Source organism: Paraburkholderia sp. BR10937 (genome assembly GCF_040965695.1).
Taxonomy (GTDB): Bacteria; Pseudomonadota; Gammaproteobacteria; order Burkholderiales; family Burkholderiaceae; genus Paraburkholderia.
Map to the genome: position 1 here is coordinate 51,720 of NZ_JBFRCL010000035.1, position 24,660 is coordinate 76,379.

The following is a 24,660-nucleotide window of genomic DNA, read 5'->3' on the forward strand; positions in this document are numbered from 1 at the left end:
CGGCCCCTCAGGTTGGGTCGGCTTTGGCGCCGACGAGCACGCAGCAAGCAGCGCGGCGCCGAAAAGCACGACGACTAATTTCACGTCAATCTCCGATCGGGGTGTAGTGTCCGCCGTCGCTGGCTGCTCCGACGGACGGCGCATCATTTACTTCGAGCGTTCAAACTCGGCACCGGGAACAACAAGATGTCCAGTTGCCTTGTCGATCGTGATGACGTACGGAACCCCACCACTTACAACCATCTTTCCGTCCTGCGCTACTGCTGGTTCCCGCACGATTTTCCATTTATCCGCTTCGCCATCGGCACCGAGATTGGGAACCTTGTGTGAAACGTAGAAGTCGTCTCCATCACCATTCCGAGCAATGTTCACTTCGAACCAGCCGTTCTGGCTGACGCGTTTCCATGTGCCCACAAATTCGTTGCCGTCATGCTTACCGCAACCGAATTGTGTCAATGAAACAATGACCACAACTGCCGCAGTCATAAACCCGATGGCCCTCATCGATTCCTCCTGGTAGTAGTCAAGATCAGGCGCGGCCGATTGAGTTAGTGGACGCTGACGATGCGTCACCTCTGGAACCACCCATCAGCTTCATCGCCCTCATGGCTCCACTGGCCGCGTTGCCGATCTTACCGACCATCGATGAGATACCTACGCCACCTGCCAATTGCGATGCAAGTGACGGCATGCTCAGCGACACCACGATGAACACCAGCCCTGCAGCGATAATCTTTCCCTCAATGGTGTAGGTCAGCATGACATCGCTGACACTGAAGTTCTTCGGCAGCACCGAGGTCATAAAACTCACCTCGATTGCACCCACGGCACCGAACAGCGCAACGAGCAGACCATAGTTCAGGCATTGCCCAACCCAGTTTTGGAAAAATTGCCGCGTGGCAGGAAACAGCGCCGCAACGATGAACGCAGGCCCTAGCGCAAGCAGCAATCCAAGTGCGAACTTCGCAAGGATGATGTAGGCCGCAGCAATAGCAAGAAATGGCACACCAACTAGGAGGATGCAGAGTGCGAGCACTGAAACCTCGACGAATAGACCAACATCAGTAACGCCTAATCCGTTGTACATGCTCTTGATAGCGGATATATAGAGATTCAACAGCGTATCGAGCCCACTACTCAGGCTGTTGCCACCCATCAAGGCACTACTTAGATCGTCCCCGAGGCCATTGAAGAACGGCACCACGTACTCGCTGTAATAGCTGATATTCATCCCGAGCGTGAGCACAGCCGCCCACCCTGCCATCTTCAGCAGGAAGTCGGATATCGGGCTGTCGTTGTGGCCACGCCAGTACGACACGAGTACGAGCAGGACATAGAGACTAAAGCAGGCAGCGACCAGCGGACTGATGAGTGAGATCATCCGGGCCGAGCCGGTATTGATCGTGTTCAGCACGTTCTGATCGAACGAGTTGAACATTTCGGTAAAGATTTGCAGTTGCACGATCGCACTCCGCGTTATTGATCGGCGTCGTCGTCGCCGTTCAGCCGTTGCTGCATGTCGTTATGGGCAGCCTGTTGCGCGAAATCCTTCTCCGCATCCTGAAGTCGCGCCGCGAGATCGAGGCGCATCTTTTCCGCGTTGATCGACGAGTTCTCTGCCGCCCACCGGTTTTGCAAATCGGCGTTCGCCGCCGGATCCTGCGTGAGGTTTGACTGCTGCATCAGCTGCTGGATGTTCGTCAGCCGGTCGATCGACACCTGATACGAGCGCATCGCCATTGCCTTGTTGGCGGCCAGAGTATCGTTCAGACGTTGCTGCCCGGGCGTGTACGCGGTCATCCCCTCCTGGCTCTCGATACTGCTGGCGAGGCCGCTGATTCCGTTCAACTGTCCGCTCTTCACTTCGTCGTAGACCGACTGCCACTGATCCGGCAGGTAGTTGCGCAGCGACGGGTCATTGAAGATGTTTCCTAGGCCGCGATTGCCGATCGTCGACTGGTACTGGTCAGAGAGCAGGCTGTATTGCTGCTCCAGCTCTTTGACAGTCGAGATCGCCTGCGCGATCGCCTGCAGGTCGATCACCGGGACACCCTGCGCTTGCGCTGCCTGCATCGTGAATGTGGCCACGATCAATGCGGCGCCCGTCAAATTGCGAATAATTTTCATCGTCGCGCTCCCAAGCTGGACTGCTAGGATGTTCGCCCGTCGCTGGCTCGATCGACGACGAGCGCTGAAGATCGTGTGTCGTCGTCATTCGGTTTCCTCAACAACCTCGGCCTCGTGCTTTCGATCGCGTTTGCCCTTGCGGCGTGCCTGGAACAGCTGCATTCGCAGGTCCGTGTCGCCATGTGCGTCGCGCGTGCATTCTTCCCAGATCGCAACGTTGTCCAGACTGCTGGAAAGCACCGCGATCTCGTCGTTCATGCCGCCCAGGTCCAGTGTTGCAAACGCCGACTGGTTGCTCTGCTTGATCAGGAACGTGCGGGACTCCTTCGACAGCCTCTTGAGCGTGTCGAATTCGCGGTCGGTCAGGTTCAGGAGCTTGTAACCGTCGCGCGTCGCGTCCGGGTTCGGCAGATAGATCTTTGTCGCCGTCAGGTCGCGGATCTCGGCGAACACCGGACACTGGATTGCGTCCTCCGGCGACTGCGAATCCAGGATCAGGAATTCGTCTGCCTTGCGGCCCGTCTTGAGCGACTTGCGGATCAGCTCCTGCGTGGTGGGGTAGCTGGCCGGCAGCCAGAATTCGGCAATCACCGTTGCGAGCAGTCCGCCCCTCTTCTGCATCTGGTCCTTGAGGTACAGCAGGTGTGCAAGCACCGGCTCCGTGGCGGCATAGTCTTTCTTCAGGAAGTCAGTGACGTCGAAACCGATCCGGCGCACCTCGGCAATGTTCGTCAACGCATCCGGTATGTTGTCCAGCGCCCACGAGAATCGACCGTTAGTTGCACCACACCACTGGCTAAGACGGACCCACAGGCCGTTCTCGTCGCCCGTATCCGGGATCGACTCCAGCAGGCGGCTGAAGGTTCTGTGCTCGATGTTCTCGAGCTTCATGACCGTGTCGACCGCGTGCTTGATCTGCCGCTGGTCGTCAGCACTGAGCTTGCCGTTCTCGTCGCGGCAGCAGGCACCCACCAGGTCGTAAAGGTGCGCGAGGTTGCGCTTCGTCTCGGGCAGGCCAAACGGCGCAAGACCGGTCGGCTCGCCTTCGCGCAGCGTGTAGTAGACAGCTCCCATCTCCTCGAGGAAGATCCGCAGACCCTGATCGAGATCGAGCGCGAAGATCTTCGGGTCGAACCGCTCGAGGAAGGCGAGCAGCATCGTCTCGAGGGTGGTCTTGCCCGTGCCGGTCGAGCCGAGAATAAGCGTGTGGCCGGCAACCTTCTCGCCCACGCTGTCCTCATCCAGGCGCGAAGCGTGACAGTTCAGGCTGAACAGGCTTTTCGCAACGGTCTGCACCGGCATGAGGGCCGAGCCATCGCCGAGCGGATTGCCGCGTGCCTTGCCGGCCGAATAGGTATGCATCGAAAACGACGATGCGAGACTGCGGGTCGATTTCGGCATCGGCCGCGGCTTCGTCCTGAATCCCGGCACCTGGCTCATGTACGTGAACGGTGCCGATGCCGTCGCCTTCACGAACTTGAAACCGCAATCGTTCAGCGCCCGACTGGTTACGTACGCGCCGTTGCTGATGGCCTTCTCCGGCGTGTCGCCGTACACGACGAGCGCCCCGTGATAGTCGCCGAATGCGAGATCCCGACCGGCGATCAGCGCCACCGCATCCTCCAGTTCCTTGATCTGGTGTTTCGCCTTGTCCTCGACCGACCTCAGGTGATTGATCTGGTCTTCGATCGCCTTCATCGCTTCGGCAGTGCTCAGACAGCCCAGGCTCTGCGTGAAGGTGAATTCGACGGGCAGCGACAGCAGCGGATTCGTCTGCCCCCAGCCGGCCTTCGGAAAATCCTTCAGGTCGTAGCAGACCGCGAACCGGGTTGAGCGATCGGTGCGGATCTCAACCGTGTCGTAGTGGAAGTGCAGGTGCGACGTCGGGATCAGGTCGCGTCCGGTGGCCTGCGTGGCCGGCACGCGCTCGTCGACGCCATTCACGAGTTCGCCAATGAACTGATACGCCTCCGAGAACAGGATGCCGTTGTGCCCGTATGCTTCGAGCAGTTGAGGATCGTAGGCGACGATAGCCTTCATCAGTCCCTCGCCCAGCTCCTCGAGCTCGCGCACCGTCTCGTCCAGGTCGTCGCCCTGCAGGATCGCGGTGATGTAGAAACTGTTCTCGAAGTGATCGTGCCTGCGGAAACGCCGCAGGTATTTGTCGACGGCCTGCTGGATGAACGGATTGTAGAAGCGGTACTCGTCGCCGAACGAGATGCTGCGCCGACGAAACGTGGTCCACAGCGACAGGCGATTACCTTTCTCCAGCGTCATCGCGGCCAGCTGACGGTTCCAGCCGTCGTAGCGTGCTTCGATCTCGCCACGGCTCACCGATTCGAACGGCACGCCGTTCACGCGCATCACCAGGAAGGCGCCGCCGTTGTCGACGCTTGTCACCGTTTCCGACACCGGACGGCCGATGCGCGGCAGCTTGTCCTCCGCGGACGTAACAAGCCGGTTCAGTTCGTTGGTCACGCGCATGCTTCGTCTCCCGCGTACGGCATGTCGTCCGCGCCGCAAATGCGACGGCGCTCCTCCGCGAGCCGGCGAAACACGTCATACATTGTCTTGCCCGAACCGGGAGCACCAGCCGTCATGGCGTAGCCCACAATAGGCGTGCACGCACTGGCAGCGCCATCTGTTGACAGCGCAGGATTGTGCGCAGGCTTGCGGTCATTCATCTTCGTCCTCCTCTGCCTGCGCAAGCAGGCGCTGACGCAGCGCCTCGAAGCGCTCAAGGTCCCGGCCGCGCGAAAACGAGCGGGTGTACACGTTCAGGTCGCGGCCATACCGCATCGGTGCGAGCGTGTATGTCCTGCCGAATACCGGCACACGACGGCGGTCCAGCCAGCAGCGAAATTCCAGCCACGTCAGGCGCAGTGCCTGGTCATCTGTCTCGCAGACATGCCGGAAAAACAGGAAGACGGGCACACCAGCCGAGCCTATCAACAGACCACCGGGACCGAGCACGAACCCACCGACCATACTGGTGATCAGCGATGTACAGCCGATGATCAGCGCCGGAAACATCGGGACGCCGCCGATCATCGCGGTACGGTTAAGACCCGCGTAGGAGGGGTACAGCGTGCGTTCGTCTTCCATGGTGATTCAGGCGAAGAGTCCGAAAGCCCAGCCGGCGAGCACGAGTGCCGAACCCACGCCGGCCACCTTCGCGATGCCGCCGCCGAAGTCATGAATCCAGTCGGCCTTGTTGGACCAGCACTGGACCCCAACCCACAGCAGATACGAACCAGCCATCACGCCACAGAATCCGTAAAACCATAGCGTGAAGGTGTTGGCCGCCGACGTGCCCGCTGCCAGGCCACCGCCCGCCCGGGCTCCGCGGGCGGCCATCGACATGACCACGGCGCCGATGCGCCCGGCATTCCTGCCACGCAAACGCACCAAAGCCGCGGCACGGCCGGTCAAGGGTTCGAGAAGAATCTTCTTCATCTGCCTGCTCCGTCAAAAATCGCCCAGGGCGTCCCAGGCTGGATGGTGATTGACCTGTTGGGCGTGCTCGGCCCCGGTGTCGGTGCTCACTGAGTCATCGGCCCGCCGCACACGGGCCGGGTGCACTACTGCGCGCGATGCTGTATGCACAACGGGTGCCTTGCCCTCCGGTACGACAGCGATCGGCGGCACGACAGCAGCGCTGGCTTCGCTATCGGGGACGTTCGCAGCCACGCGCTGGACATAACTCGTGCCACCCACATCCGGTTTGAAGCCGCGCGTGAAATTGCCGCTGTAGTAACAGCTAAGCGCCGCACGCACGGCATCCTGCGGCACGCGTCCGCCGGCGGCCGCGCGGGTGTAGCATTCGGCGAGGATGGCGCCGCCCGCCCGCAGGTTCGCGCACGGATCGAACGCGGTTTCAGGGGTAAGGCCATAGATCCGCAGGTTCGCGCGATTGACCTGGGCCAGGCCCATGCTGTAGTTCCAGCCAGCCGCCTCAAGCGCGCGCACGGTCGCCACCGCCTCGTCGCGGTTGCGCGGTTGGCGCACCAGGTGGCCGCCGACCACGCCGATGGCGAAGGGATTGAAACCGGATTCGGCTCTGACGAGCGCCTGCAGGGTGGTCGGATAGACGGCCGGGGCGCATTGCTGCGCGAGCATCGCGAAGTCGACTGGCATCATGACCGCTCCGTTGCGGGCCCAAACACGAGGCGGGCTTTCATGTGGCGCCTCGGTCGCGCCTGAGCCGACGCGCGACGCCTACAGCGACGGCAACCGCGACCGCAGGCAGTTGGGGCGTCACCCGCTTTGCAGCCGTACCGCCCATGCCCGAGTCGAGAGCGGCCGGAACAATGGCCGATAGCGACAGCCCCTGCATCCGCTGGTCGACCCAGCGTACGTAGTGTTCGAGAAGCCAGCCCGGACCGCCGCAGCCCCAATCGGCGAGCACGCCCAGCTGCAACAGGCCAATTGAGCCCCGTTTTACAAGACGATCTCCAAAGAGGTTCCGCATGGCTCACCCCCCTCGCTTCTCGCGCGGCCAACCGCGCCTGTAGGCAACGCAGCCGATCGCGGCCCAACCCAAACCCACGATCGCCACCGCAAACAGATCACGCGGCGATGAATGCCGCTCAACCAACCAGTACGCGAAGCCAAGGAAAGACGTCACCGCCACGAACAGCAGCAGTGCGCACACGCCCTTTTGAATCAACCCGAAAACTGCGCCCATTTCCGTGCCCTCCGATGTGGTCAGTTCCCACGGGCACGCCATCGGCCCGGGGAGCCCTTCCTGCTATCTCTCCTGTCCAGCATCACACACGCGAACGAAGCCGCGACAGGCCAACTCGTGCATTGGCTGGTCGAAGAAGCGGCGAGTTGCGATTTCGACGTGCGATGCGCATACGGATGAGCTGCACACACCATTTCGACTGGCGCACAGACCTCACTCAGGTTTCCTTATCATATAAGTAGGACTGCTTTATATATAGCGACTGAAGATTCGCACTGCACTCTCATTCGATGGAGATCACTCAATGGCAACAGCGAAGGCCGTGCGCGTTTGCCGCGATGCGCGGACCGTAGTTCGTGCCGTCAGCTTCAGCAACGAAGCCCGCTTGAAGTCGCCGCTTTAGTTGCTCACCGTCGCCTACCCCTCCCTTTCCGGTGGTACTGCGTCAGATACGGGCGGCCGCACAATGAGCATGTCCTCAACTTGCCTTTGGACCGTTCCGGCAACACTCCGCTTACGATAGATTGGGCGGCGTCTGCGTTGATTCCCTCAGCTTGATACCGGGACGCCGCATCGATCGAATTCATGCCGAACCTCTTCCAGGGTTTTGAGTGCCATTCAAGCCCCTCTATACTGAGCAAGTTTGATCACATTTGCAGAATATAGGCACGTTTGTGCCACTTGTCAATTTTAAGAACATTTATGCCAGAAACCTTTGGCTCGCGACTTATTGCGGAACGCGAACGGCTCGGATTTTCCCAAGGCGAGATGCATGCAATTTCCGGCGTCAGTCGTCGTGCGCAATTCAACTACGAACAGGGCGTGCGTCTGCCTGATGTCGGCTATCTGGCGGCTCTCGCTCAGCGCGGCTTCGACATTCTGTACCTGGTGACGGGAACCCGTGTGATGCGCCACGGCGCTGTCGATGAACATATGCTGTGCCGCGTCCTCGTCTCGGTCGATATCGCGCTTGAAAAGCGTCCCATCGACACAGAGAAAAAGTCCAAACTGGTCGCCCTCATTTACCAAAGTGCCGCCGACTCCGGTCAGGTCGATCAGTTGCTCGTCAAGAAAGCAATCGATCTCGCCTTTTAGGCGACCTCGCTTTTCACGCGTGCTCCGAAACGTGCCGCGTAGTCTGCGGCGCCCTGACAGCAATGCAGGCGTCGCGTAAGGCATCGCCGATCTGGTTCGCAAACGCCACAGCGTGGGCACCGTCCCCGTGAAGGCACAGTGTCCCTGGCTGAATTTTGATGCAGCGGCCATCGATTGCCTTGATCCGGCCATCACGCACCATGCCCAGCGCCTGCTGACACGCCGCTACATCGCTATCCAACACGGCATTCGCCTGCGATCGCGGCACAAGCTTGCCTTCCGGGGTGTATGCGCGATCAGCAAAGCCTTCGTCAACTGCAAGCAATCCCGCTTCACGGGCCAGGCGGACGAGCAGACCACCAGCGAGTCCGTAGATAAGCAGCCCCGGGTCGTAGTCTTTTATCGCCTGCACGATGGCGACGGCGAGCTCGTCGTTTACCTCAGCCATGTTGTAGAGTGCCCCATGAGGCTTCACGTGCACCAGGCGGCCGTTGAGGCCCGCCACGACAGCCGCCAACGGACCCACTTGATACTGCACGCCGGCATAAACTTCGTCAGCCGGTAGGTACATCGGTGCGCGGCCGAAGTTCTCGCGATCAGGAAAGCTCGGGTGCGCTCCAATTGCGACGCCTTGTCGAATCGCCTCTGTTGTGACCCGTCGCATCGTCAGAGGGTCGCCAGCATGCCAGCCGCAGGCGATGTTGACCGAACTCGCGAGCTTGATCAGCTCGAAGTCATGCTCAAACCCTTCGCCGAGATCGACGTTCAGATCGATTGACTTTGCATTCATTTCTTCCCTCACATCAACTCTTACAGTACTTTCGCAGTGCGTATCAACCGAAATCGCACCATCACCAAACACCTCATTCCTCGAGTTGCACACCTCGCTGCCGCGACAACGAAAACAATCCTGGCTCGTTTATTCATCCCAGACCGCCGCGTCGAGTGTTTCCACCACTCCCGGCCGGCACCCAGTGCCGGCCGGAGCAGTCTGACGATTAATGTAGGCATCAAGAATGGCCTGACCAGCTGGCCCCACCCTACCCAGCCACTCGCGCGCCCTAGCCCGGCCTTCGTTCTGCAGCGTCGCGCGCAGCTCTGGCGAAATCGGATCCTCGATGACCACGCCGTTATTCCTCATGTGCGCATAGTTGATCGCCATCCGTTCAGGAAGTGCTTGCCATTCCGCACTCTGCACACCACGAGCAGCAGCTGTGATTTGCCGCTGCCGCTGGGCCGACTGCGCTTTGAAGCGGCTCTCGCTCATCACAAGAAACGAAACCGGGAAGGCGTATCGAACTGCAGCGAAATTCGGAAGTATGCCGGCGAGGGTGTTACCGACCGATCCGTCCCCGGAAGACAGCACTGCATTGATACCACCCTCGCCAACTAACGACTTGACCTGCTCCATAGGCAAACTGGCCGCCTGTGCACCCACGTTGCCCAGCACGGTCGCCGACGTTTCGTCATAGGTACGAACTTTCAGATGCGTGATATCGCTCGCGTTCTTGAGAGGCGTGAGCGACCAGAGCCCCGTGGGCGGCCAGGGCGACACCACCAGCAGATGCAAACCGACTTTCGCAAGCACGCGACGATAGGCTGGCTCCGCAATGCACGCCAATGCTTTCGCGTCCGCTTCGCTACGCGCAAGAAATGGCAACGTTGACAGTTCGAACAGCGGATCGAGGGCGGCCAGATTGCCACCGAAGATGTCTGCTGCGTCGACATCGCCCGCTCGTACGTCGTCGACCAGCTGTGCCGCGCGCCTGCTTGTCCGATACTGGATGTGCGGCGCTATGTAACCTTGCGTTTCCGTTGCGACGTGTTCGGCGAACGAGCGAAGACCGTGGCCTGATACGGTGTCCTCAGGGTATGACGTGACCATCGACCAGTACACTTGCTTATCTCCGAGAGCTGCGCGTGACTCACCAGCGACCAGCAGGCACGCTACCGCGAAGCAAACGGATCGAGCGAGAATCGTAGTTTTCATCGTCAGGAATAGAAGAACCGGCTCGCAAACTTGGAGTCAATTTAGCCGACAAGCCTGCGTAAATTCCACTTTCTATTTTCTATTCCCAACACCTGAAAAATGTGATAACCCTATATGCGCGACCAATTGTTTAGTTAATCAATCCGCATTTAAAAGCAAGTGCTACCGCTTCCTTGATGTGAGAGACACCCATTTTTCGAGTAATCCTTGGGTATACGACCTGTCTGACGTGGCGCGCACGCATATCCAGTGCGGTAGCGATCGTCTCTGCAGAGCTGTCCTTCCAATGCAATAAGGCACGCAACACGGTCAACTCCTCACCAACGAGTTGAAACTGTCCTGCAAACTCGCGCAGCTGATTCAGCCGCCAGTCCGACAGGGCGCCAGCGGCGCTACGCCACCTGTTCTGATTGCGCGAAAGGATCCCATCGCCATCGGCGCAGTTCGCCCCGACAGCTGCCTGCAGAATTGTTAATGTCGATCTCGCGGGCTCGTGCACTGGACACGTGAGCATGCTGTACAAACCATGGCCCTGCGCTTCCTGAAGTAACCAGTGTTCTGTCGCTCCGTTTTGAAGATCAGATGTCGTTACCGGAGATGCGTTTCGCTTCGCATATTCGAGCAATGGGTCATTCATGTAGCCCGATCGATACACGTACTTCTGCATCCAAGCAGGATCGCATCCGACGAGATACCGATGCTCCGCCCTGTCGCCACGACTATCGAAATCGATCCAGGTGATGCAGTATTGTTCAGCACCAAGCGAACTAGAAAGGTCATCCAACAGCGCTGCGAGATCGTATTCATTGGTGCAGGCAGGCATGCTTGCCAGCACATCGTCGACGCTCACGGATCGAACGCGCCGTGGCGGGCGCTTCCTCCCATTGAACGTCTGTCGGCACGCACTCTTGATCGCATCGTAGGCCGGCGCGAGAATGTCGCCCCACGGATCAGCGCCCGAAAATTCCTGCAGCGCCCGCTCGCCCCGCAGCGGTAGAAGGAGCGTAAGACTCACATCATCCGGACGGGAGATCACGCGCTCGAGGATCAAGCGTCCCTCGCCATAATCCCGCAGGCGCAAAATGACGCTATCCGACCCGCCCCTCTCACGTCGTTGATACACGACGTTCGCGCGAGCATTTGGTAACTTTTCGACCACCGAGCCGAACATTACTGACCTACCTTGAGCATTGCCGTTAGTTCAGTGATCGGTGCCGGACGACCATAAAGGTATCCTTGAAGTGACACGTCCTTGAAACGCGATAACCATGCTGCCTGCTCCCGGGTCTCGACACCTTCAACCACCAACGATAGCCCGACGTCCCGCGCAAGCCGAACAAGATTTTCAACCAGGGCCGCTGCCATCTTCTGGCCCGGCGCCGCTTCGGTGAATTGCCGGTCGACCTTGATACCGTCGACGGTCTGCGAGGTCAGATGCGATAGCGACGATTGACCGGTGCCAAAATCATCCAGCACAACCCTGACGCCCAGTCGGCGAATATCCTGAAGCCGTGATCGCAGTTCGCGGCTTCCGGAAAGCACCGCCGTTTCGGTTATCTCGAGCTGGAGTACATCGGGATCCATCAGATTGTCGTTAAGGCATTCCTTGATGGTGTGCGCCAACCCTCCCCGGGCGAGTTGAACCGGCGACACATTGACCGACAGAAAGAGCCGGTTGTCACTCGCTTCCTGCCAGGCCTGGAACTCGCGGCACGCCTGCCGCAAGACGTACTCACCAAGTTGCACTATCAGACTGGAGGATTCCGCGAGGGGGATGAACTGGTCGGGTTTCAATACGCCCTTCTGCGGATGCCTCCATCGGACAAGCGCCTCTACGCCGCGTAGCGTACCTTCGACGCTAACAATCGGTTGATAGAGCACGAAAAATTCACGATTGGTGATTGCGTATTGCAACGCCTGCTGTCGCTCGATCAGCGATAGCGCGCGATCCGAAAGGTCACGGGTATAGACATGAAACCGACTTTCCCCGCCCTGGCGACCACGTTCTTTGGCCGCATACATCGCCAGGTCTGCTTTCGACAGTAGTCCAAATTCGCTGTCATCCGGATCGCTATGCAAGGCAATACCGATGCTGACGTTGACGGTGTAGTCGTGACCACGCATGACGAATACACGTTTGAACGCCTGAATGATATCGACAGCTATCCGTTCGGCGTGCGCGAGTGCGTGCTCGCCTCGCAGGACGTACGCGAACTCGTCGCCACCTATCCGCGCCAGCAAATCTTCTGATGTCGCACACTCTTGAAGACGAAAGGCAACGTTACGCAACAGGTCGTCCCCAACCTTATGCCCCAACGTATCGTTGATGACCTTGAAGTTATCCAGGTCGACGTATAGGAGCCCTACCATGCCTGGTTCTTCATTGCGCATCCATCGGCGCGCGGTTTGCAGCATGAGGTGCCGATTCGGCAGTCCAGTTAGTGAGTCCGTCTCGGCCAGTTTCCGAAATCGACAGGTCACTACCACCTGCCAAGCAGCAGCAGCCAAAAGCGACAGGCTCAAAAAGGAGGCGATCGCACAGTAGAGCACCTTGGCTCGGCGATACGGAGCCAGTGCGTCCTCGGCCGAAACGCCCGCGACTACTGAGACGGGATACGCAGACAGATGGCGATATGAAACTACACGCTGAACGCCATCCACCGGATCCTTAACAACCTTTCCCTTCGCTCCGGTCATTGCCGAATAGGCCGAGGCGGGTGGCCCATTGGGCGACGCGGGCGCCCCACCGGCCAGTCGCGATAGCAAATAGCCGTTGTCGGACAGCACAGTCAGCATCCCGTGGAGGCCAAGGCCATCAAGGTTGTAGAACCCGTCAGTCAGAAAATTTGGATCTTCTGAGACAACGACCACCCCTGCGAATGTACCGTCAAGATGATTGAGTCGGCGGGTGAACTGAAGGGTCCAGTGTGACGAAACGCGTCCGAGCACTGGCTGGCTGATATAGAGCCCGATGTTCCCTTTCTCATGAACCCGGAAGTGCAGCCGATCTGATAGGTTCACGGCGCGCGCGTCCGGCGTCGTTGTTTGCACAACCTGCCCCGCCGCGTCGACGATCGTTACCTGTAACGCTGTATCGGCCGAGACAAGCCCTCGCTGCTTGTAGTCGGAGAGCGAAAATGTCGCCGGCGAACGCTCGTACTCATACCTGACCCACTGCACGACTACATCGGCGTCGTGAACAGTTTTTGCGATGTGCGCCGCGAAGGCGCTGGCCAGCCGTGAACTCGTGACGGCCGCGGCGGTATGGGCCTGCTCACCCTCGTCGTGAATACGTTGAACGGTAACTGCCCAGATAGACGCAATTAACACCAGCGCGACAAGCGGGAACGTGAAAGTGCGGTCCGCGTAGGCGCTCAAAACTTCGGCCAGACGACCAGGAGCCAAGGCAGCTCTCTGCAATTTCGACAAGGCCATCGCTGGTTCCCCTAAGACTTCAACGACACGAATAGTCTGAGGAAGAACCTGTTCAAATCGTGGAACGGTTACAAACTGTTTCTCATTATGTGAAATGGATATCTACTGCTCCCGCGGTCTTTCACGCCGCCGGCAAGGCGGCTAGTACCGCTGACGACGGCGCGCGCCGGCCAATGTTCTGCTGCCGGAATGGGTCATGTGACGGCCGCCGCAAGTTCGCCCGTCCCGTCGGCAGTTTCCGGAGACCGCCACCCAGCGATCATGCACCACACATGGGCGCGCGGGAACGCTACAAATTACGTTCTTTTTGCTACAACGTGCAGGCGAATGGGGACAAAAGCACTGTCGCCCATCGGTCAAGGTCGGAATGGCGAACGGGCCACGCGCCGGCACCCTGCTTTTCGTGAAACATTCCTCGGCGATCACTGTGCGAGCCTTGCCAGACAACGATTTTCGCCGACACGGCATGCGCCATGGAATGTTTCACGGGGACGACAGATTGGCCCTATTATCGCCTGAAGGTTCCCTAGGTTTCTTCGGCCCTCATCGCGATCGGGTTTCGCAAAGTGCCGCCTAGAGCGGATCTCAACAACCCGTTTTTGTCGTTCATCGCAGATTACCGGAGAACGCAGCCCAAGTCAGAAGGACTCCTGAATGATGTTTGATGCTTGATGCGAACCGGACGATCCTGACGGGTGTGGAACAACCGGGTATCTGCGGAGGCCCCTGTATGCGAACCACCCTCGATATAGATGACGACGTGCTCGCCCTCGCCCGCGCGCGCGCCGACCGCGAGCACGTGTCGATCGGCCGCGTCATCTCGCAGCTCGCCCGCACGGCGCTGCAGCGCCCTTCAGCCGCAACCACCACGCGCGACGGCCTGCCGGTATTGCCATGCTCACGCCGCCGGCTCCGTCACGCCCGAACCCGTCAACCAGATGCCGCGACGAGGCACCCTGATGGCGTATCTGCTTGACATCAACGTACTGATTGCGCTGCTCGACGCCGGGCACGTACAGCGCGAAGCTGCACACGAATCGTTCGGTCGGGTCAACCACCCGGCGTGGGCAACCTGCCCGTTGATCGAAAACGGCGTGCGCATCATCGCGCTACCCGAAAGCAATTGAGACGTCGGCCGCGGTCGCGCCACTCGTCGCAAAGCTGCGCGCTCATCCTGGCCACATCTTTTGGTCCAACGGCCTGAGCCTGCTCGATCGGGAGCACGTCGACGCGAGCCGCATCCTCGCGACCGACCAGGTGACCGACACGTACCTGCTCGCGATCGCGCGCCTGCATGACGGCGCCTTGGGCACCTTCGACCGCCGGCTGGTGGTCGATGCGGTGCCGGACGGTGCGCGCCACCTAGAAGTTATTAGTTGATGCTGGCGTGGAGGCTTGATGAATGATATTTCCTGCTCATGCCAAACGATCATCTCCGGGCCGACACCACGATTCGCACCCGCACACCGCAGGCAAGACTGAACCGCGGCATCTCGGCCGCCCCGACCGCCGGCTGCGCGCAACCATCCCCGCGCAAAACAGGCTGCTAACGACTTGCAGATCGCCTCGCACGGCTCACGGTAAATGCCGGCACCGCCTTCTCCGGTCAGTCTCAACGACATCATGCAAGGTTGCCGGCGCGCTGAACCGGCGGGTCTCTGATACGCCAAGCCAGAAGCTCCACGGGCCCGCATGGCGTCGCCGACACCGTGCCGGCGAAGGGCCGGCGGCGGCGCTTTGAATTAGCGTTTGGCGGACGGCGATGCACTAGGTGGGCGCGCCTAGCGATCGACCTCAAGTCAGGATGACGGGAACACTGGAGGCCATGGATACTGGCGTTCGAGTTGCTTGGCGTGTTCTTCCGTCACATGGTCCATTCGACGGAACGTCTTTCAGACAGGCAGGCCTCGTTTAAGCCTGTTCTCATTCAGGCAACACCTAACCTGCAGTTGGCGTAAGCACAGGTCGCCAAAGTGTCGGTACTACTGACACATCACGACGTCGCCTGAGCCATGGCCGCTATCCGGAGGTTCAGCGTGTCAGTAATACTGACACCTCGACATCCGCTCGAGGTACAACGTGCAGCGCGGGTCAAGCCGCACCGAAAGACCGAAGTGTCGGTACTACTGACACCGCACGACGTCGCCCGAGCCATGGCGCTATCCTGACACCTTGACGTCCGTTCGAGGTACAACGTGCGGTGCGGGTCAGGTCGGAACGAAAGGCCGAAGTGTCGGTACTACTGACACCGCACGACGTCGTCCGAGCCGTGGGCCATGTCGGGTTCAGCGCGTCGAAACCTCGCGGGCACGCGCTCTCCGAGCGCTCCCTGTAACTTCCCTTATTGCCGACACTCTCGTGTTACGGGCGTATCGCTTTGGGGACGAAAAAAACCCGCAAAGTTGCGGGCTTCTGTCCAATAAGTTCGATTACTGCTGCGCGCTTGGTTCTTCCCTGTAAAGCTCGCTGATAAGTTGCCGGATTCGAGTCTCTTGAATTTCGCTAAGGGACCCGGTCTTGATTTTGACGGTGAACGAGTTCACGTCCTTCGTAATGCTCCCGGCCTGTTCCTTTCCCGAAAAGAACTTCGCGATACTCCGCTCGCGGGCCGCCGCTCTCGAACCCTGACGGGTGGCCTGCGCTACGATCGCGGCAGCATATCGTCCCTGAAGAATTTCTCCTTTGACAACGTCTGGCCACAAGTCCTTTGCCGCAGCCAAACCGGCAGCGCCATGCTTTTTGATAGCCGACACAATTTCTTCTGCAGCATTGCACCCAAGCAGCGCGGGCTGCAAGTCCAATTGATCCTTAATGAAATCAGGCAGCTTGTCGAACGCCAAGAACTGATACAGTCCGGTGCGAGACATACCGAGGGACTCGGCGAGCCGCTTTCGATTCGGAAACTCTGCTTCCGCACGACGCAGCGAAATCGCAATTTCATAATCGGCTAGGTTGGACCGCCCGATGTTCTCTACCAACGCAAGAACAACCATGTCCTCATCAGAGCAGTCGACTATGACCGCCTTGATTTGCTCCATGCCCAACATCTTGTGCGCACGCAATCGCCGCTCGCCAGCGACCAGCTGGTAGACGGAATCAACGCGCCGCACCGCCACCGGCTGAACCAACCCCTTTTCGCGAATAGACTCGGCAAGATCCGAAAGCTCGGCCTCGGCAAAGATCCGCCGCGGTTGCCATGGATTAGGCACAACCTCCGCAACAGGAATCGTTGCCTGGCCACCACTCGCTTCCAACTCTTGAATTTTGAGTTGTGCGGCTGCCAACGCCCCTGCCATCCCAGGCCCTGTCTTCGGCTTCTCGACCGCGAGCTTGGTCGCGTCCATCTCATCGTCAGAGATTGAGGACGTCTTCCGGAGGTTGGCGGTTTGGAGAGCCATACGGTCACGAATACTGCTCATTGTGCGAGACTCCATTCGTCGATGTACATGTTGTCAATCCACCTGCAGTATTCAACCAGTGGTTGGCGTACACGCTGCACCGTCTTTGAGACCCCGTCGGATTTGCTGAGGTCAAACACTGTCGAGAGCGCGAGCGCGCCGTTGCTCATCACCGAACTCGCGGGAATCTCGGTGGTGGTCAGCCAGTCTTCGTAGGCGCGTTGCGTCCACGAGCGTACGATGGGTGCTGACGACGTCGGGCTTGTATCCACCTTCGACAGAATCACGGAGATGAAGTCGTAGACCTTGTCTGACTCCTTCTCCATGAAGTTCGCGGCAATATCCGAAAACAGCCCCCAGAACGATACCGAGCTGATGAAGTCCAGGCTCTCCGGCACCAAGGGCATCACCATCGAATCAGCTGCCATCAGCGCGTTCAATGTAAGGTAGGAGAGGGAGGGAGCTGTGTCCAGAATGATGTAGTCGTACTTCTTGCGCAGCGGCTCCAGGCCTTTGCGCAGGATTGCCCAAAACTGATAGCTCGGGCGAGTCTTAAGCATCGAGGGGATGAAGAACTCAGCACTGAACAGCGATGGATGCGCGGGAATTACATCCAGCCCGTCCCAGTAAGTTTCCTTGATGGCAGATTCCAGTCCGCCTTCCATCTCCTCGTTATAGATAAAAGGCAGAACGGTCGAATCCTCGTCGACCTCGTTCTCGGCATAGAGTCCACAGAGTTCGGACAGAGAGGCCTGCGGGTCCAAGTCAACCACGAGCACCTTCCGTCCGCGCAACGACAACCCTTGCGAGATGCACATCGTCGTCGTTGTCTTCGTCGACCCACCCTTGAAGTTGGCAACCAGAAGAATCTTGCCGTCGGCGTCGCGACCAGTCACGAGCGGCGACTGATAGATTTCCGACAACTGTTGTACGTAGGTACGCGCCTCGGCCAAGGTGAACAGGCGGCTACGGCCCGTGCCGTGCGCAACGCCCGGCGGCAACGCGCTTCCTTCCCGCGTCGCTTGGTAGTGGAGCTTGGTTCGGTCCAAGCCGCACAGGTCTGCCACTTCGGCAGTCGTAAAGTTTGGCGGCGCCTTTCGCGGCCTCGGCGTGAGGATTTGCTCGCGCAGCTCCGCCGTCAGCCCGTCCAGTTTTTTCGCAAATTTGGCAATCTTCGCCAGGGGAACCTTGCGTGTGATAGCGGGAAATTCGGCTTTAGACATGGTTTTTACACTTTCACCGGAAATCGGGACGAAGCGTAGAATACTCGAAAACATTAGAAAAATCGCTTCCAGATAGTAAGTTTCTTAAATTTTCCACCTAACCCATTGGAAAACAACACAAAAAGATCGAACGAAGCAACGGAAGGGCCAGAATTGGCGGTTCGTGCGCAAGCATTCCGACGTTTCATGGTGAGAAAAATTGTTGAAATTCGCTGGAGGAGTCGGTGGAGGAGGGGTGAAGGTGGGTGAGAAGAATTGTTGAAATCTGCCAATTGATGCGCCCTGCCTCGCACTTTCAACAATTTCTCTCACCATCCAATTGCAGGCATATCGCCTTGGCACACAACGCGAGGCACCTTTGCCTCAGAAACCTCCTCCGCAGCCTGGTCGTAAGTCGCCCGGCAGCCCATAACGTAAGCGTTGAACGCAGGGTCGACGGCAACTTGCCTACAAAAGTGCTCACCATCGTCCACCGGCTATCGACTTATCCACAGATGCCCAGACCGCAACCTGCCGTGCGGCGAGCCTTGTTACGGTTCATGCCGGTAAACCGAGCAGCCCAGCTGCGCTGCGCCACAAAAGCACTCACCATGCTTCAACAAAACGACTCACCCATTTCGAGCGATTTTCGGCCGAGGACCCCGTCAGGTAAGGCTTTCCGCAACCGGGTGCAACATTCAACAAAAATGCTCACCGTCAATCTGCGGCCACAGAATCCCTCACTTTGCGCTGGTAAACTTCTCACGCTCGCAATGGATTTCTCCTCACTTTCGGTCCACAAAAGTCCTCACCTCAGGCACAAAACTGCTCACCTACATGGGACTAACCCATTGTTTTTAAGAATCTTTGTTTTTCGCTGTAGTTTGTTCGTTCGTTTTGCTTTTTAAGAGATTCTGAAAAACATACAACCGTCGCCCCGAGGCTTTCTGCCTCTCGAAAGCAGAAAGGTGAGCAGATTTGTTGAACGGACATGTGCCTAGAGGAAGGTGAGCAGATTTGTTGAAACGGTCCCCGTCATGGTGAGTCTTTTTGTTTTGACATCTCACCTACGTGTGCTACAGTCTGCGCGACCGGCAACTAGGGACAGGCACCTCGATGGCAAACAACATCATGACGCGCGCAACCTCGCGCCAGCTGTCGTTTGAGCTGTTCGAGGAGATGCTCGCCACCGATACGCCAATCAACGAATCGACGAAGGAGATTGGCTATCAGCGTAACAACGTTTTTATCGACATTACCGATGTTGGCATTACAGCCAGGCGATTCCTGGATGCAGCGCACTTCATCGTGGCGCAGGAGCCGACCACCCCGAAGGTTTATGACGTCGAGCTGAGCTACTTCCGATGGCTCATGCGTTATGACAGTTACAACTACAAGCACCTGCGAACAGTGGTGTCCGAGGCTCAAAAAGCCTTAATTCAAGTTTCGGCCTCGCCCCCTGGCAGTACGTCCGCGGAGGACGAGAAGTGGGTGTCCGTACAGCTCATCGGTATCGTGGGTATCGACAAAGGGCGCATCACTTTTGCGGTTCCTGAGCCGCTCATTCCGCACATCAAGGACCCGGTAAAGTCGCACTGGTTGAGTCTGAGAATCACCTCTGCCTTTACGCTTACCTATGCTCGAGCCATTTACGACCACGTCATCGGTTACGTGGCGGAAGGCATAACCGAGTGGATCGAAGTCGATGTGGTACGTGCTTGGCCAGGGAAGGCTGCGTCGACTGCAACCGAATTCAAGTATTTCAAACGCGACAACCTCGACAAGGCGGTTAAGCAGATAAACGCAGTCTCGGACATCGATCTGAGCTACGAGACTCGCACCGTGAGCCCGAAGTCGAAAAAGATTGACCGGATTCGTTTCAGGCTGACGCGAAAGGAAACCGCTGGGGCCGTTCGAGCGAGCCTGCTTGGCGCGCAAGAGATATACACGACGCTGAAGAACGAATTCGGTTTCACAGAAAAGCAGTTCAACACCATCTCGCAAAACCGCGCCGTGTGGTCGGATGAGCGTATTCTTCAGGCGATCGAATACACCCGCGCCAAGGTCGACTCCGGCCAAGTCAAGAAGAGTCCGGGCGCCTACCTGCTAAAAGCTATCACCGACGGCTACAAGCTATCGGACGCTGATCGCAAAATGCTAACGGTACAGCAACAGCAGCAGGAACAGGAGAGGGTGGAGTTCAGCGCGAAGCAATTGGCGACAGCGGCCGTCGCCGCAAGCACTGCGGCGGCAGAGGAGCGCAGCAAAACACAGACCGTCGAGAATGCTGACCTCGGCCGTGAGGCGTATCACAAGGCGGACGGTAAGGCGCAAAAAGACTTCATGCGTTCCTTTATCGCCTCCGCGGCCGGTAAACTGGCCATCAAGCGGGTGAAGCTCAACCCGGCGACGATTCATGAGTCGGACGTGCTGGCGCATAAGGATCTATCCTTTGCGCTCTACTCGTTCGTGTTTCTGCGCACCAAAGCGAAGGCCGCCTCCAAGGCTTAACGGTACGCGAGCTCTCGGCTTTACACCTTGTAGACCTGCTCAGCATCTCCCGCTAGCTCGCTAGCTCGCATTCGCGGTTGTTGCGTTAACCGAGACCGTTTCACCACCATGCTTCTCGTGCGGCAGCTGAAGGTGGCCGCGTCGCGGATGCACCTCCACGCTTTGCCTATTGAGTTGGAGACAGACCGGTTGATGGGTAGCGCGCATATCGATCTTCCACTCGATCTCGCTTTATGACGGGTATTCACCTTCCGCAACAATTCGTCCGGATTGCCGAGTTATAGGTCGGGTGCGTGAGAGACCTGATCGAATGGCATTGAAAATAGAATGGCGATTTTCCTAGCTGAGATTTCGCATCGCGTGCAAGCGAAAATCCGCATCAGCATAGTTGGCATCAGCAGGGATCGATCGATAGCTGTTGGAACGCACCGTGGTGCGATCGCCGCTATGCGTTACCGAACCCGCGCGTCGTGAAGCAGGAGGCCCGAGGCGCCCAGTCAGGCAAGAATACTGCCGACCTGCCTGTTTCAAGCGTGATGGATCACATGCGGCAAATCTTGTGGGTCGTCACCCGCAGGTGAGTGATTTCCGCCTCGCAGTTCGTCGACGCGCGGCGGGCGTTGACGAGCTCGTGCATCACCCGCCCGCTTTCCAGTTCCCGCTTCCCGATTGCCAACTGCATCTAGAAAGCATCCCCTCGAGTCTGCGCGGGCGAAACATGCACGGTCATGGGAGTGGATCCAGCCCGGCGCGGTCTGCTGCTGGGCGCCAGATACACCCGAGCCCGGCCCGGTCGCACAACAAGGCCCAAGCCGAGTAAGGGATTGCGGCGTCTTCGCTGATCCAGCGGCGCACCTGCCGACCGCCGTATTCTGACAAGCCGAGATAACGCGCAACCGCGCGTCCCGGCAAGCCGGTGCGACGGATAACCTCCTGAATTTCGGCTCCGTTCGGCTGTTCCCAGCCGTCCTCCGCCGATCGCAGGCAGGCGGCCCGGATTTCAATTTGATAGCTCATCCTTACCTCGAACCGCTAATTCTTCCATGTACTTCGTGACGATCCAGTCCCGACGGCTTACGCCGAGGGGGGAAACATGCGCGCTGTGGCGCTTGACGACCCCGGTTGGTGGCCGCCTTGGGCTCTACCGCATCGTCCCGCCGCTTACGCGGCGCTCCGGTGCTCTTCCCATGTTCGACTTGCGGTCATGAGGACACCGTGCGCCTCGATCCGAGCATGCGGCGCGCGATACTCCCGTGATTATCCAGCCCCCACGGCTCGCGCCGCGGGGGAAATACGCGCCCTGCGGCGCTTGACGACCCCGGCCCATGGTCTGCCTGGGCTAAACCGGATCGTCCCGCCGCTGACGCGGCGCGCCGGCGCTCTCCCCATGTCCGACGATGCGGCCACGGGGGACCCCGTGCGCCTCGATCCGGGCGCGCGGCGCGCGCGATGCTCCCGTGATTATCCAGCCCCCACGGCTTACGCCGCGGGGAATACACGCGCCCTGCGGGCGCTTGACGACCCCGGCCCATGGTCTGCCTGGGCTAAACCGGATCGTCCCGCCGCTGACGCTCTCCCCATGTCCGACGACGCGGCCATGGGGGACCCCGTGCGCCTCGATCCGGGCGCGCGGCGCGCGCGATGCTCCCGTGATTATCCAGCCCCCACGGCTTACGCCGCGGGGAATACACGCGCCCTGCGGGCGCTTGACGACCCCGGCCCATGGTCTGCCTAGGCTAAACCGGATCGTCCCGCCGCTGACGCGGCGCGCCGGCGCTCTCCCCATGTCCGACGACGCGGCCATGGGGGACCCCGTGCGCCTCGATCCGGGCGCGCGGCGCGCGCGATACTCCCGTAATTATCCAGCCCCCACGGCTTACGCCGCGGGGGATACACGCGCCCTGCGGACGCTTGACGACCCGGGCTGGTCGGCCTGGGCCGTACCGGATCGTCCCGCCGCTTACGCGGCGCGCCGGCGCTCTCCCCATGTCCGACGATGCGGCCATCGGGGACCCCGTGCGCCTCGATCCGGGCGCGCGGCGCGCGCGATGCTCCCGCGATTATCCAACCTCCTGGCCTGCAGGGGGATGGACGCCAGCGCGCGGCAGTTCGGTTAGCGTCGCGACAGATCGCGAGGCTAACACGGTGGCGGTTGCTGGTTTCCAAGCGCCTTGCGGACGGCGTCGACCTGTTCGGGCGTGAGCCGCGACACCGCTACAGACGTGGCGCGCTCGTAGATCATCAGGCCGTACACTTCAGCCAGGGGGCGCGCTTTCGCACACAGCGCCCCGCCCTGGCCACGCGATTCCTGTGCGCACCAGTAGTTGATTGCCTGTTCAATTTCAGTAATGGTTAAGACGGTAGTCATGGTTGCGTCACGGGCCCGCGCGATTTCTACGCGGGCGTTGAATATTATTAAGGATGTCAAAATTTAATGCAGATTCCCGTCGTGCTCCATGAGCGTGGCAACAGGTGCGTAGGGTGGCACGCGCTCGAAACCAGCCAGGGCGACGCGGGCGATGGCGCGCAATTCCTCGCGACGCATCTCTACCGGATTGCCGTTGTGATCGAGCATGCTGGCAATGCGCCGGAGCGCATCGGCGGATTGTGCCGCCGCGTCAGCCGACAGGGCCATGCGATATAGTTCGCCGCGAACGATGTCACGGTCTCCGTACTGCCAAACAGCCAGGAGCGGCAGCAGCGCGGACAGCCACGTAGGACGGGTGTTGAGCAGATCCATGTGAGATCCCCTTTCTGGGTGCGCCCCGACCGCAAAGCCGGGGCGATCCGGTTAGCCGCGCAGGCGGCGCAGTTCGTCAGCCAGCACCCACAAGGCACGATTCAGACGGATGTTTTGATCGATGCCCGCGACGGCTCGGGTCGTGGTCGCCTTGCCCTTCGCGTTCCGACCGTGCAGCCCACCGCGAATCATGTTTTCCTGCACACGGTTGAAGGTGGTCCAGATATCGGAGCCCTGATCCTCGACGCGACGCGGCGCGAGAATCTGCCGTTCCGTCACTGGCACAGGCGCGCCCTCGTCGTAGCGCAACGCGAGCGCTGCGCGGGCGAAGGCGACCTGTTCGCCCTCATCGAGCACCGTTGCCGCCATCCCTTCGCGTTGCGCTGCCGTCTCATCAAAGCTTTTCACCACCTTGAATGCGCCTTCGATGACCTCGCCAATCACATCACCCTTGTGCGGGATGCGGATATCGTTCGTCACGTTGCCGCATACGATGCCGTTCTGGCAGGCCCAGCGAATCATTCCGGCGATCATCTGGTAGCTCGATGCGCCATTGTGCGAGTTGACCAGGATAACCTCGTTGGCTTCGCGACCGCCGATCTGGTCGGCATGCCTCAGGCGGATCATGTGCTTGGTGAAATCGCGCATGTCTTCATTGCGCACTCGGGTCTGGCAGACCATGAAAGGCTGAAACCCTTCCTTGCGCAGGGCGTCGAGTACATCGACTGTCGGAATGTAGCTGTAGCGCGCCGAACGGCTTTCGTGCGCGGTGTGGGCAAGAATGGAAGGCGCAACCTCTGCAATCTGGTCATTCGTCAGAGGATGCTGCGAACGCAGCGCGACGGCATTCCCGCTAAAACGAGTTGTAAGCTTGTTCATTTGATTCCCCAATGAAGGAGCCAACCCGGCCCGGGGGCCGGGGCCGGTCGGTTAGTCGATGGCGCGCAGGATGTTCGCGGCTTCAACGTGCTGCGTGGCGAACTCACGCAACTGGTGGTAACGCTCGATGATCGTGTCATCAAGGGTCTTTTCCGCGAGGTGACAGAGGGCGAAGAGGGTGACGGTAATGCCGAAGGCATCCGCGCCCATCATGTCGCTGTAGCCGTTCATATGCCAGCGCACATGCACGCGGCCCGAATCGGCCGGAGCCATGTAAAAGCCGTCATTGGAGAGGGAGAAGAAATGCCAGAAACCTCCCTCGTATCTGCTGCACAGACGAGCGGCCCAGTCATACACCAAGGATTCCCCTGTGAGGTAGTGACGACCGAGGTAGCGCAGTAGCACTTTCAGGCGCAACTCGTCGGGAACGACAGAAGAAGTAACGCGGTTTTGAACTTCAGTGGTCATCGGATTTCTCCGGTTCGGCCATCGCTTCATTGCGAGGCACACGTTTATATTAGGTCTAAAAGCCCTAACTATCAATGAGTGATTACGGCTTTTTGATTGGATGTGTATACTGAAATAGATGATAAATC

Annotated in this window: 25 protein-coding genes; 4 read left to right on the top strand and 21 right to left on the bottom strand. The window is 59.3% G+C overall.

Annotated features, from left to right (window positions below; all coding sequences use genetic code 11):
* Window positions 1-147 precede the first annotated feature (147 nt).
* The 9 genes from AB4Y44_RS26395 to AB4Y44_RS26435 form a co-directional block, all read right to left on the bottom strand.
* Window positions 148-504 (bottom strand): hypothetical protein, encoded by a 357-nt coding sequence (locus tag AB4Y44_RS26395; protein WP_368618995.1) that lies wholly within the window; start codon window positions 502-504, stop codon window positions 148-150.
* 25 nt (window positions 505-529) lie between these two features.
* Window positions 530-1,462, bottom strand: a complete 933-nt coding sequence (locus AB4Y44_RS26400; RefSeq protein WP_368618994.1) for a type IV secretion system protein — start codon at window positions 1,460-1,462, stop codon at window positions 530-532.
* A gap of 14 nt (window positions 1,463-1,476) precedes the next feature.
* Window positions 1,477-2,127 carry a type IV secretion system protein gene (locus AB4Y44_RS26405; protein WP_368701281.1) on the bottom strand — a complete coding sequence of 217 codons (651 nt, stop codon included), beginning with the start codon at window positions 2,125-2,127 and terminating at the stop codon, window positions 1,477-1,479.
* Window positions 2,128-2,211: 84 nt separating this feature from the next.
* Complete coding sequence (locus AB4Y44_RS26410) at window positions 2,212-4,611, bottom strand: transporter (RefSeq protein WP_368618993.1); 2,400 nt, start codon at window positions 4,609-4,611, stop codon at window positions 2,212-2,214.
* Complete coding sequence (locus AB4Y44_RS26415; protein ID WP_069268377.1) at window positions 4,602-4,811, bottom strand: hypothetical protein; 210 nt, start codon at window positions 4,809-4,811, stop codon at window positions 4,602-4,604. The genes AB4Y44_RS26410 and AB4Y44_RS26415 overlap by 10 nt, the downstream gene beginning before the upstream one ends.
* Complete coding sequence (locus tag AB4Y44_RS26420) at window positions 4,804-5,232, bottom strand: VirB3 family type IV secretion system protein (RefSeq protein ID WP_368701282.1); 429 nt, start codon at window positions 5,230-5,232, stop codon at window positions 4,804-4,806. Before AB4Y44_RS26420 ends, AB4Y44_RS26415 begins: the two co-directional genes overlap by 8 nt.
* 6 nt (window positions 5,233-5,238) lie before the next feature.
* Entirely contained in the window at window positions 5,239-5,583 is a 345-nt protein-coding gene (locus tag AB4Y44_RS26425; protein WP_028215745.1) for a hypothetical protein, read from the bottom strand.
* Window positions 5,584-5,595: 12 nt separating this feature from the next.
* Complete coding sequence (locus tag AB4Y44_RS26430; RefSeq protein ID WP_069268379.1) at window positions 5,596-6,267, bottom strand: lytic transglycosylase domain-containing protein; 672 nt, start codon at window positions 6,265-6,267, stop codon at window positions 5,596-5,598.
* A gap of 334 nt (window positions 6,268-6,601) precedes the next feature.
* Window positions 6,602-6,814, bottom strand: coding sequence for a hypothetical protein (locus AB4Y44_RS26435; protein WP_141710878.1), 213 nt, complete (start codon window positions 6,812-6,814; stop codon window positions 6,602-6,604).
* Window positions 6,815-7,516: 702 nt separating this feature from the next.
* Here AB4Y44_RS26435 and AB4Y44_RS26440 point away from each other — a divergent pair.
* Entirely contained in the window at window positions 7,517-7,909 is a 393-nt protein-coding gene (locus AB4Y44_RS26440; RefSeq protein ID WP_069268382.1) for a helix-turn-helix domain-containing protein, read from the top strand.
* A gap of 13 nt (window positions 7,910-7,922) precedes the next feature.
* On the opposite strand, the gene pxpA is transcribed toward AB4Y44_RS26440, so the two are convergent.
* The 4 genes from pxpA to AB4Y44_RS26460 form a co-directional block, all read right to left on the bottom strand.
* Window positions 7,923-8,699 carry a 5-oxoprolinase subunit PxpA gene (gene pxpA / locus AB4Y44_RS26445; RefSeq protein ID WP_368701283.1) on the bottom strand — a complete coding sequence of 259 codons (777 nt, stop codon included), beginning with the start codon at window positions 8,697-8,699 and terminating at the stop codon, window positions 7,923-7,925.
* Window positions 8,700-8,828: 129 nt separating this feature from the next.
* Entirely contained in the window at window positions 8,829-9,806 is a 978-nt protein-coding gene (gene dctP, locus AB4Y44_RS26450; protein WP_342922162.1) for a TRAP transporter substrate-binding protein DctP, read from the bottom strand.
* A 223-nt stretch (window positions 9,807-10,029) separates the two neighbouring features.
* Window positions 10,030-11,070, bottom strand: a complete 1,041-nt coding sequence (locus AB4Y44_RS26455; protein WP_069268385.1) for an autoinducer binding domain-containing protein — start codon at window positions 11,068-11,070, stop codon at window positions 10,030-10,032.
* Window positions 11,070-13,334 (bottom strand): EAL domain-containing protein, encoded by a 2,265-nt coding sequence (locus tag AB4Y44_RS26460; protein ID WP_368618991.1) that lies wholly within the window; start codon window positions 13,332-13,334, stop codon window positions 11,070-11,072. Before AB4Y44_RS26460 ends, AB4Y44_RS26455 begins: the two co-directional genes overlap by 1 nt.
* 959 nt (window positions 13,335-14,293) lie before the next feature.
* Between AB4Y44_RS26460 and AB4Y44_RS26465 the strand changes: the two genes are divergently transcribed.
* A complete protein-coding gene (locus tag AB4Y44_RS26465; RefSeq protein ID WP_368618990.1) occupies window positions 14,294-14,461 on the top strand; it encodes a hypothetical protein in 168 nt (55 codons plus the stop codon).
* Window positions 14,462-14,591: 130 nt separating this feature from the next.
* Window positions 14,592-14,714 (top strand): hypothetical protein, encoded by a 123-nt coding sequence (locus AB4Y44_RS26470; protein ID WP_368618989.1) that lies wholly within the window; start codon window positions 14,592-14,594, stop codon window positions 14,712-14,714.
* A gap of 1,049 nt (window positions 14,715-15,763) precedes the next feature.
* Here AB4Y44_RS26470 and AB4Y44_RS26475 read toward each other — a convergent pair.
* Both AB4Y44_RS26475 and AB4Y44_RS26480 read right to left on the bottom strand, forming a co-directional pair.
* Window positions 15,764-16,753 (bottom strand): ParB/RepB/Spo0J family partition protein, encoded by a 990-nt coding sequence (locus AB4Y44_RS26475; RefSeq protein WP_069268387.1) that lies wholly within the window; start codon window positions 16,751-16,753, stop codon window positions 15,764-15,766.
* Window positions 16,750-17,955, bottom strand: coding sequence for a ParA family protein (locus tag AB4Y44_RS26480; RefSeq protein WP_069268410.1), 1,206 nt, complete (start codon window positions 17,953-17,955; stop codon window positions 16,750-16,752). Before AB4Y44_RS26480 ends, AB4Y44_RS26475 begins: the two co-directional genes overlap by 4 nt.
* Window positions 17,956-19,050: 1,095 nt before the next feature.
* Here AB4Y44_RS26480 and AB4Y44_RS26485 point away from each other — a divergent pair.
* A complete protein-coding gene (locus AB4Y44_RS26485) occupies window positions 19,051-20,445 on the top strand; it encodes a replication initiation protein (RefSeq protein ID WP_368618988.1) in 1,395 nt (464 codons plus the stop codon).
* A 541-nt stretch (window positions 20,446-20,986) separates the two neighbouring features.
* Here AB4Y44_RS26485 and AB4Y44_RS26490 read toward each other — a convergent pair.
* The 6 genes from AB4Y44_RS26490 to AB4Y44_RS26515 form a co-directional block, all read right to left on the bottom strand.
* A complete protein-coding gene (locus tag AB4Y44_RS26490; RefSeq protein WP_176732989.1) occupies window positions 20,987-21,127 on the bottom strand; it encodes a hypothetical protein in 141 nt (46 codons plus the stop codon).
* Between the two features lie 44 nt (window positions 21,128-21,171).
* Window positions 21,172-21,462, bottom strand: a complete 291-nt coding sequence (locus AB4Y44_RS26495) for a transcriptional regulator (RefSeq protein ID WP_069268389.1) — start codon at window positions 21,460-21,462, stop codon at window positions 21,172-21,174.
* A gap of 1,120 nt (window positions 21,463-22,582) precedes the next feature.
* Entirely contained in the window at window positions 22,583-22,813 is a 231-nt protein-coding gene (locus AB4Y44_RS26500) for a DUF3717 domain-containing protein (RefSeq protein ID WP_069268411.1), read from the bottom strand.
* Window positions 22,814-22,876: 63 nt separating this feature from the next.
* Window positions 22,877-23,185: a hypothetical protein gene (locus tag AB4Y44_RS26505; protein ID WP_069268390.1), complete on the bottom strand. Its 309-nt coding sequence runs from the start codon at window positions 23,183-23,185 to the stop codon at window positions 22,877-22,879.
* A 51-nt stretch (window positions 23,186-23,236) separates the two neighbouring features.
* Window positions 23,237-24,064 carry a DUF932 domain-containing protein gene (locus AB4Y44_RS26510; RefSeq protein WP_069268391.1) on the bottom strand — a complete coding sequence of 276 codons (828 nt, stop codon included), beginning with the start codon at window positions 24,062-24,064 and terminating at the stop codon, window positions 23,237-23,239.
* A gap of 51 nt (window positions 24,065-24,115) precedes the next feature.
* The gene (locus AB4Y44_RS26515) at window positions 24,116-24,532 is read right to left on the bottom strand and encodes an antirestriction protein (protein ID WP_069268392.1); all 417 of its coding nucleotides are present in this window, start codon (window positions 24,530-24,532) and stop codon (window positions 24,116-24,118) included.
* Window positions 24,533-24,660 lie beyond the last annotated feature (128 nt).

Excerpts from the sequence above, each read along its gene's own strand:
- AB4Y44_RS26395 (WP_368618995.1), bottom strand. The coding sequence starts at position 504 with ATGAGGGCCATCGGGTTTATGACTGCGGCAGTTGTGGTCATTGTTTCA.
- AB4Y44_RS26405 (WP_368701281.1), bottom strand. The coding sequence starts at position 2,127 with ATGAAAATTATTCGCAATTTGACGGGCGCCGCATTGATCGTGGCCACA.
- AB4Y44_RS26410 (WP_368618993.1), bottom strand. The coding sequence starts at position 4,611 with ATGCGCGTGACCAACGAACTGAACCGGCTTGTTACGTCCGCGGAGGAC.
- AB4Y44_RS26415 (WP_069268377.1), bottom strand. The coding sequence starts at position 4,811 with ATGAATGACCGCAAGCCTGCGCACAATCCTGCGCTGTCAACAGATGGC.
- AB4Y44_RS26420 (WP_368701282.1), bottom strand. The coding sequence starts at position 5,232 with ATGGAAGACGAACGCACGCTGTACCCCTCCTACGCGGGTCTTAACCGT.
- AB4Y44_RS26425 (WP_028215745.1), bottom strand. The coding sequence starts at position 5,583 with ATGAAGAAGATTCTTCTCGAACCCTTGACCGGCCGTGCCGCGGCTTTG.
- AB4Y44_RS26430 (WP_069268379.1), bottom strand. The coding sequence starts at position 6,267 with ATGATGCCAGTCGACTTCGCGATGCTCGCGCAGCAATGCGCCCCGGCC.
- AB4Y44_RS26435 (WP_141710878.1), bottom strand. The coding sequence starts at position 6,814 with ATGGGCGCAGTTTTCGGGTTGATTCAAAAGGGCGTGTGCGCACTGCTG.
- AB4Y44_RS26440 (WP_069268382.1), top strand. The coding sequence starts at position 7,517 with ATGCCAGAAACCTTTGGCTCGCGACTTATTGCGGAACGCGAACGGCTC.
- pxpA (WP_368701283.1), bottom strand. The coding sequence starts at position 8,699 with ATGAATGCAAAGTCAATCGATCTGAACGTCGATCTCGGCGAAGGGTTT.
- AB4Y44_RS26455 (WP_069268385.1), bottom strand. The coding sequence starts at position 11,070 with ATGTTCGGCTCGGTGGTCGAAAAGTTACCAAATGCTCGCGCGAACGTC.
- AB4Y44_RS26460 (WP_368618991.1), bottom strand. The coding sequence starts at position 13,334 with ATGGCCTTGTCGAAATTGCAGAGAGCTGCCTTGGCTCCTGGTCGTCTG.
- AB4Y44_RS26465 (WP_368618990.1), top strand. The coding sequence starts at position 14,294 with ATGGCGTATCTGCTTGACATCAACGTACTGATTGCGCTGCTCGACGCC.
- AB4Y44_RS26475 (WP_069268387.1), bottom strand. The coding sequence starts at position 16,753 with ATGAGCAGTATTCGTGACCGTATGGCTCTCCAAACCGCCAACCTCCGG.
- AB4Y44_RS26480 (WP_069268410.1), bottom strand. The coding sequence starts at position 17,955 with ATGTCTAAAGCCGAATTTCCCGCTATCACACGCAAGGTTCCCCTGGCG.
- AB4Y44_RS26485 (WP_368618988.1), top strand. The coding sequence starts at position 19,051 with ATGGCAAACAACATCATGACGCGCGCAACCTCGCGCCAGCTGTCGTTT.
- AB4Y44_RS26490 (WP_176732989.1), bottom strand. The coding sequence starts at position 21,127 with ATGCAGTTGGCAATCGGGAAGCGGGAACTGGAAAGCGGGCGGGTGATG.
- AB4Y44_RS26495 (WP_069268389.1), bottom strand. The coding sequence starts at position 21,462 with ATGAGCTATCAAATTGAAATCCGGGCCGCCTGCCTGCGATCGGCGGAG.
- AB4Y44_RS26500 (WP_069268411.1), bottom strand. The coding sequence starts at position 22,813 with ATGACTACCGTCTTAACCATTACTGAAATTGAACAGGCAATCAACTAC.
- AB4Y44_RS26505 (WP_069268390.1), bottom strand. The coding sequence starts at position 23,185 with ATGGATCTGCTCAACACCCGTCCTACGTGGCTGTCCGCGCTGCTGCCG.
- AB4Y44_RS26510 (WP_069268391.1), bottom strand. The coding sequence starts at position 24,064 with ATGAACAAGCTTACAACTCGTTTTAGCGGGAATGCCGTCGCGCTGCGT.
- AB4Y44_RS26515 (WP_069268392.1), bottom strand. The coding sequence starts at position 24,532 with ATGACCACTGAAGTTCAAAACCGCGTTACTTCTTCTGTCGTTCCCGAC.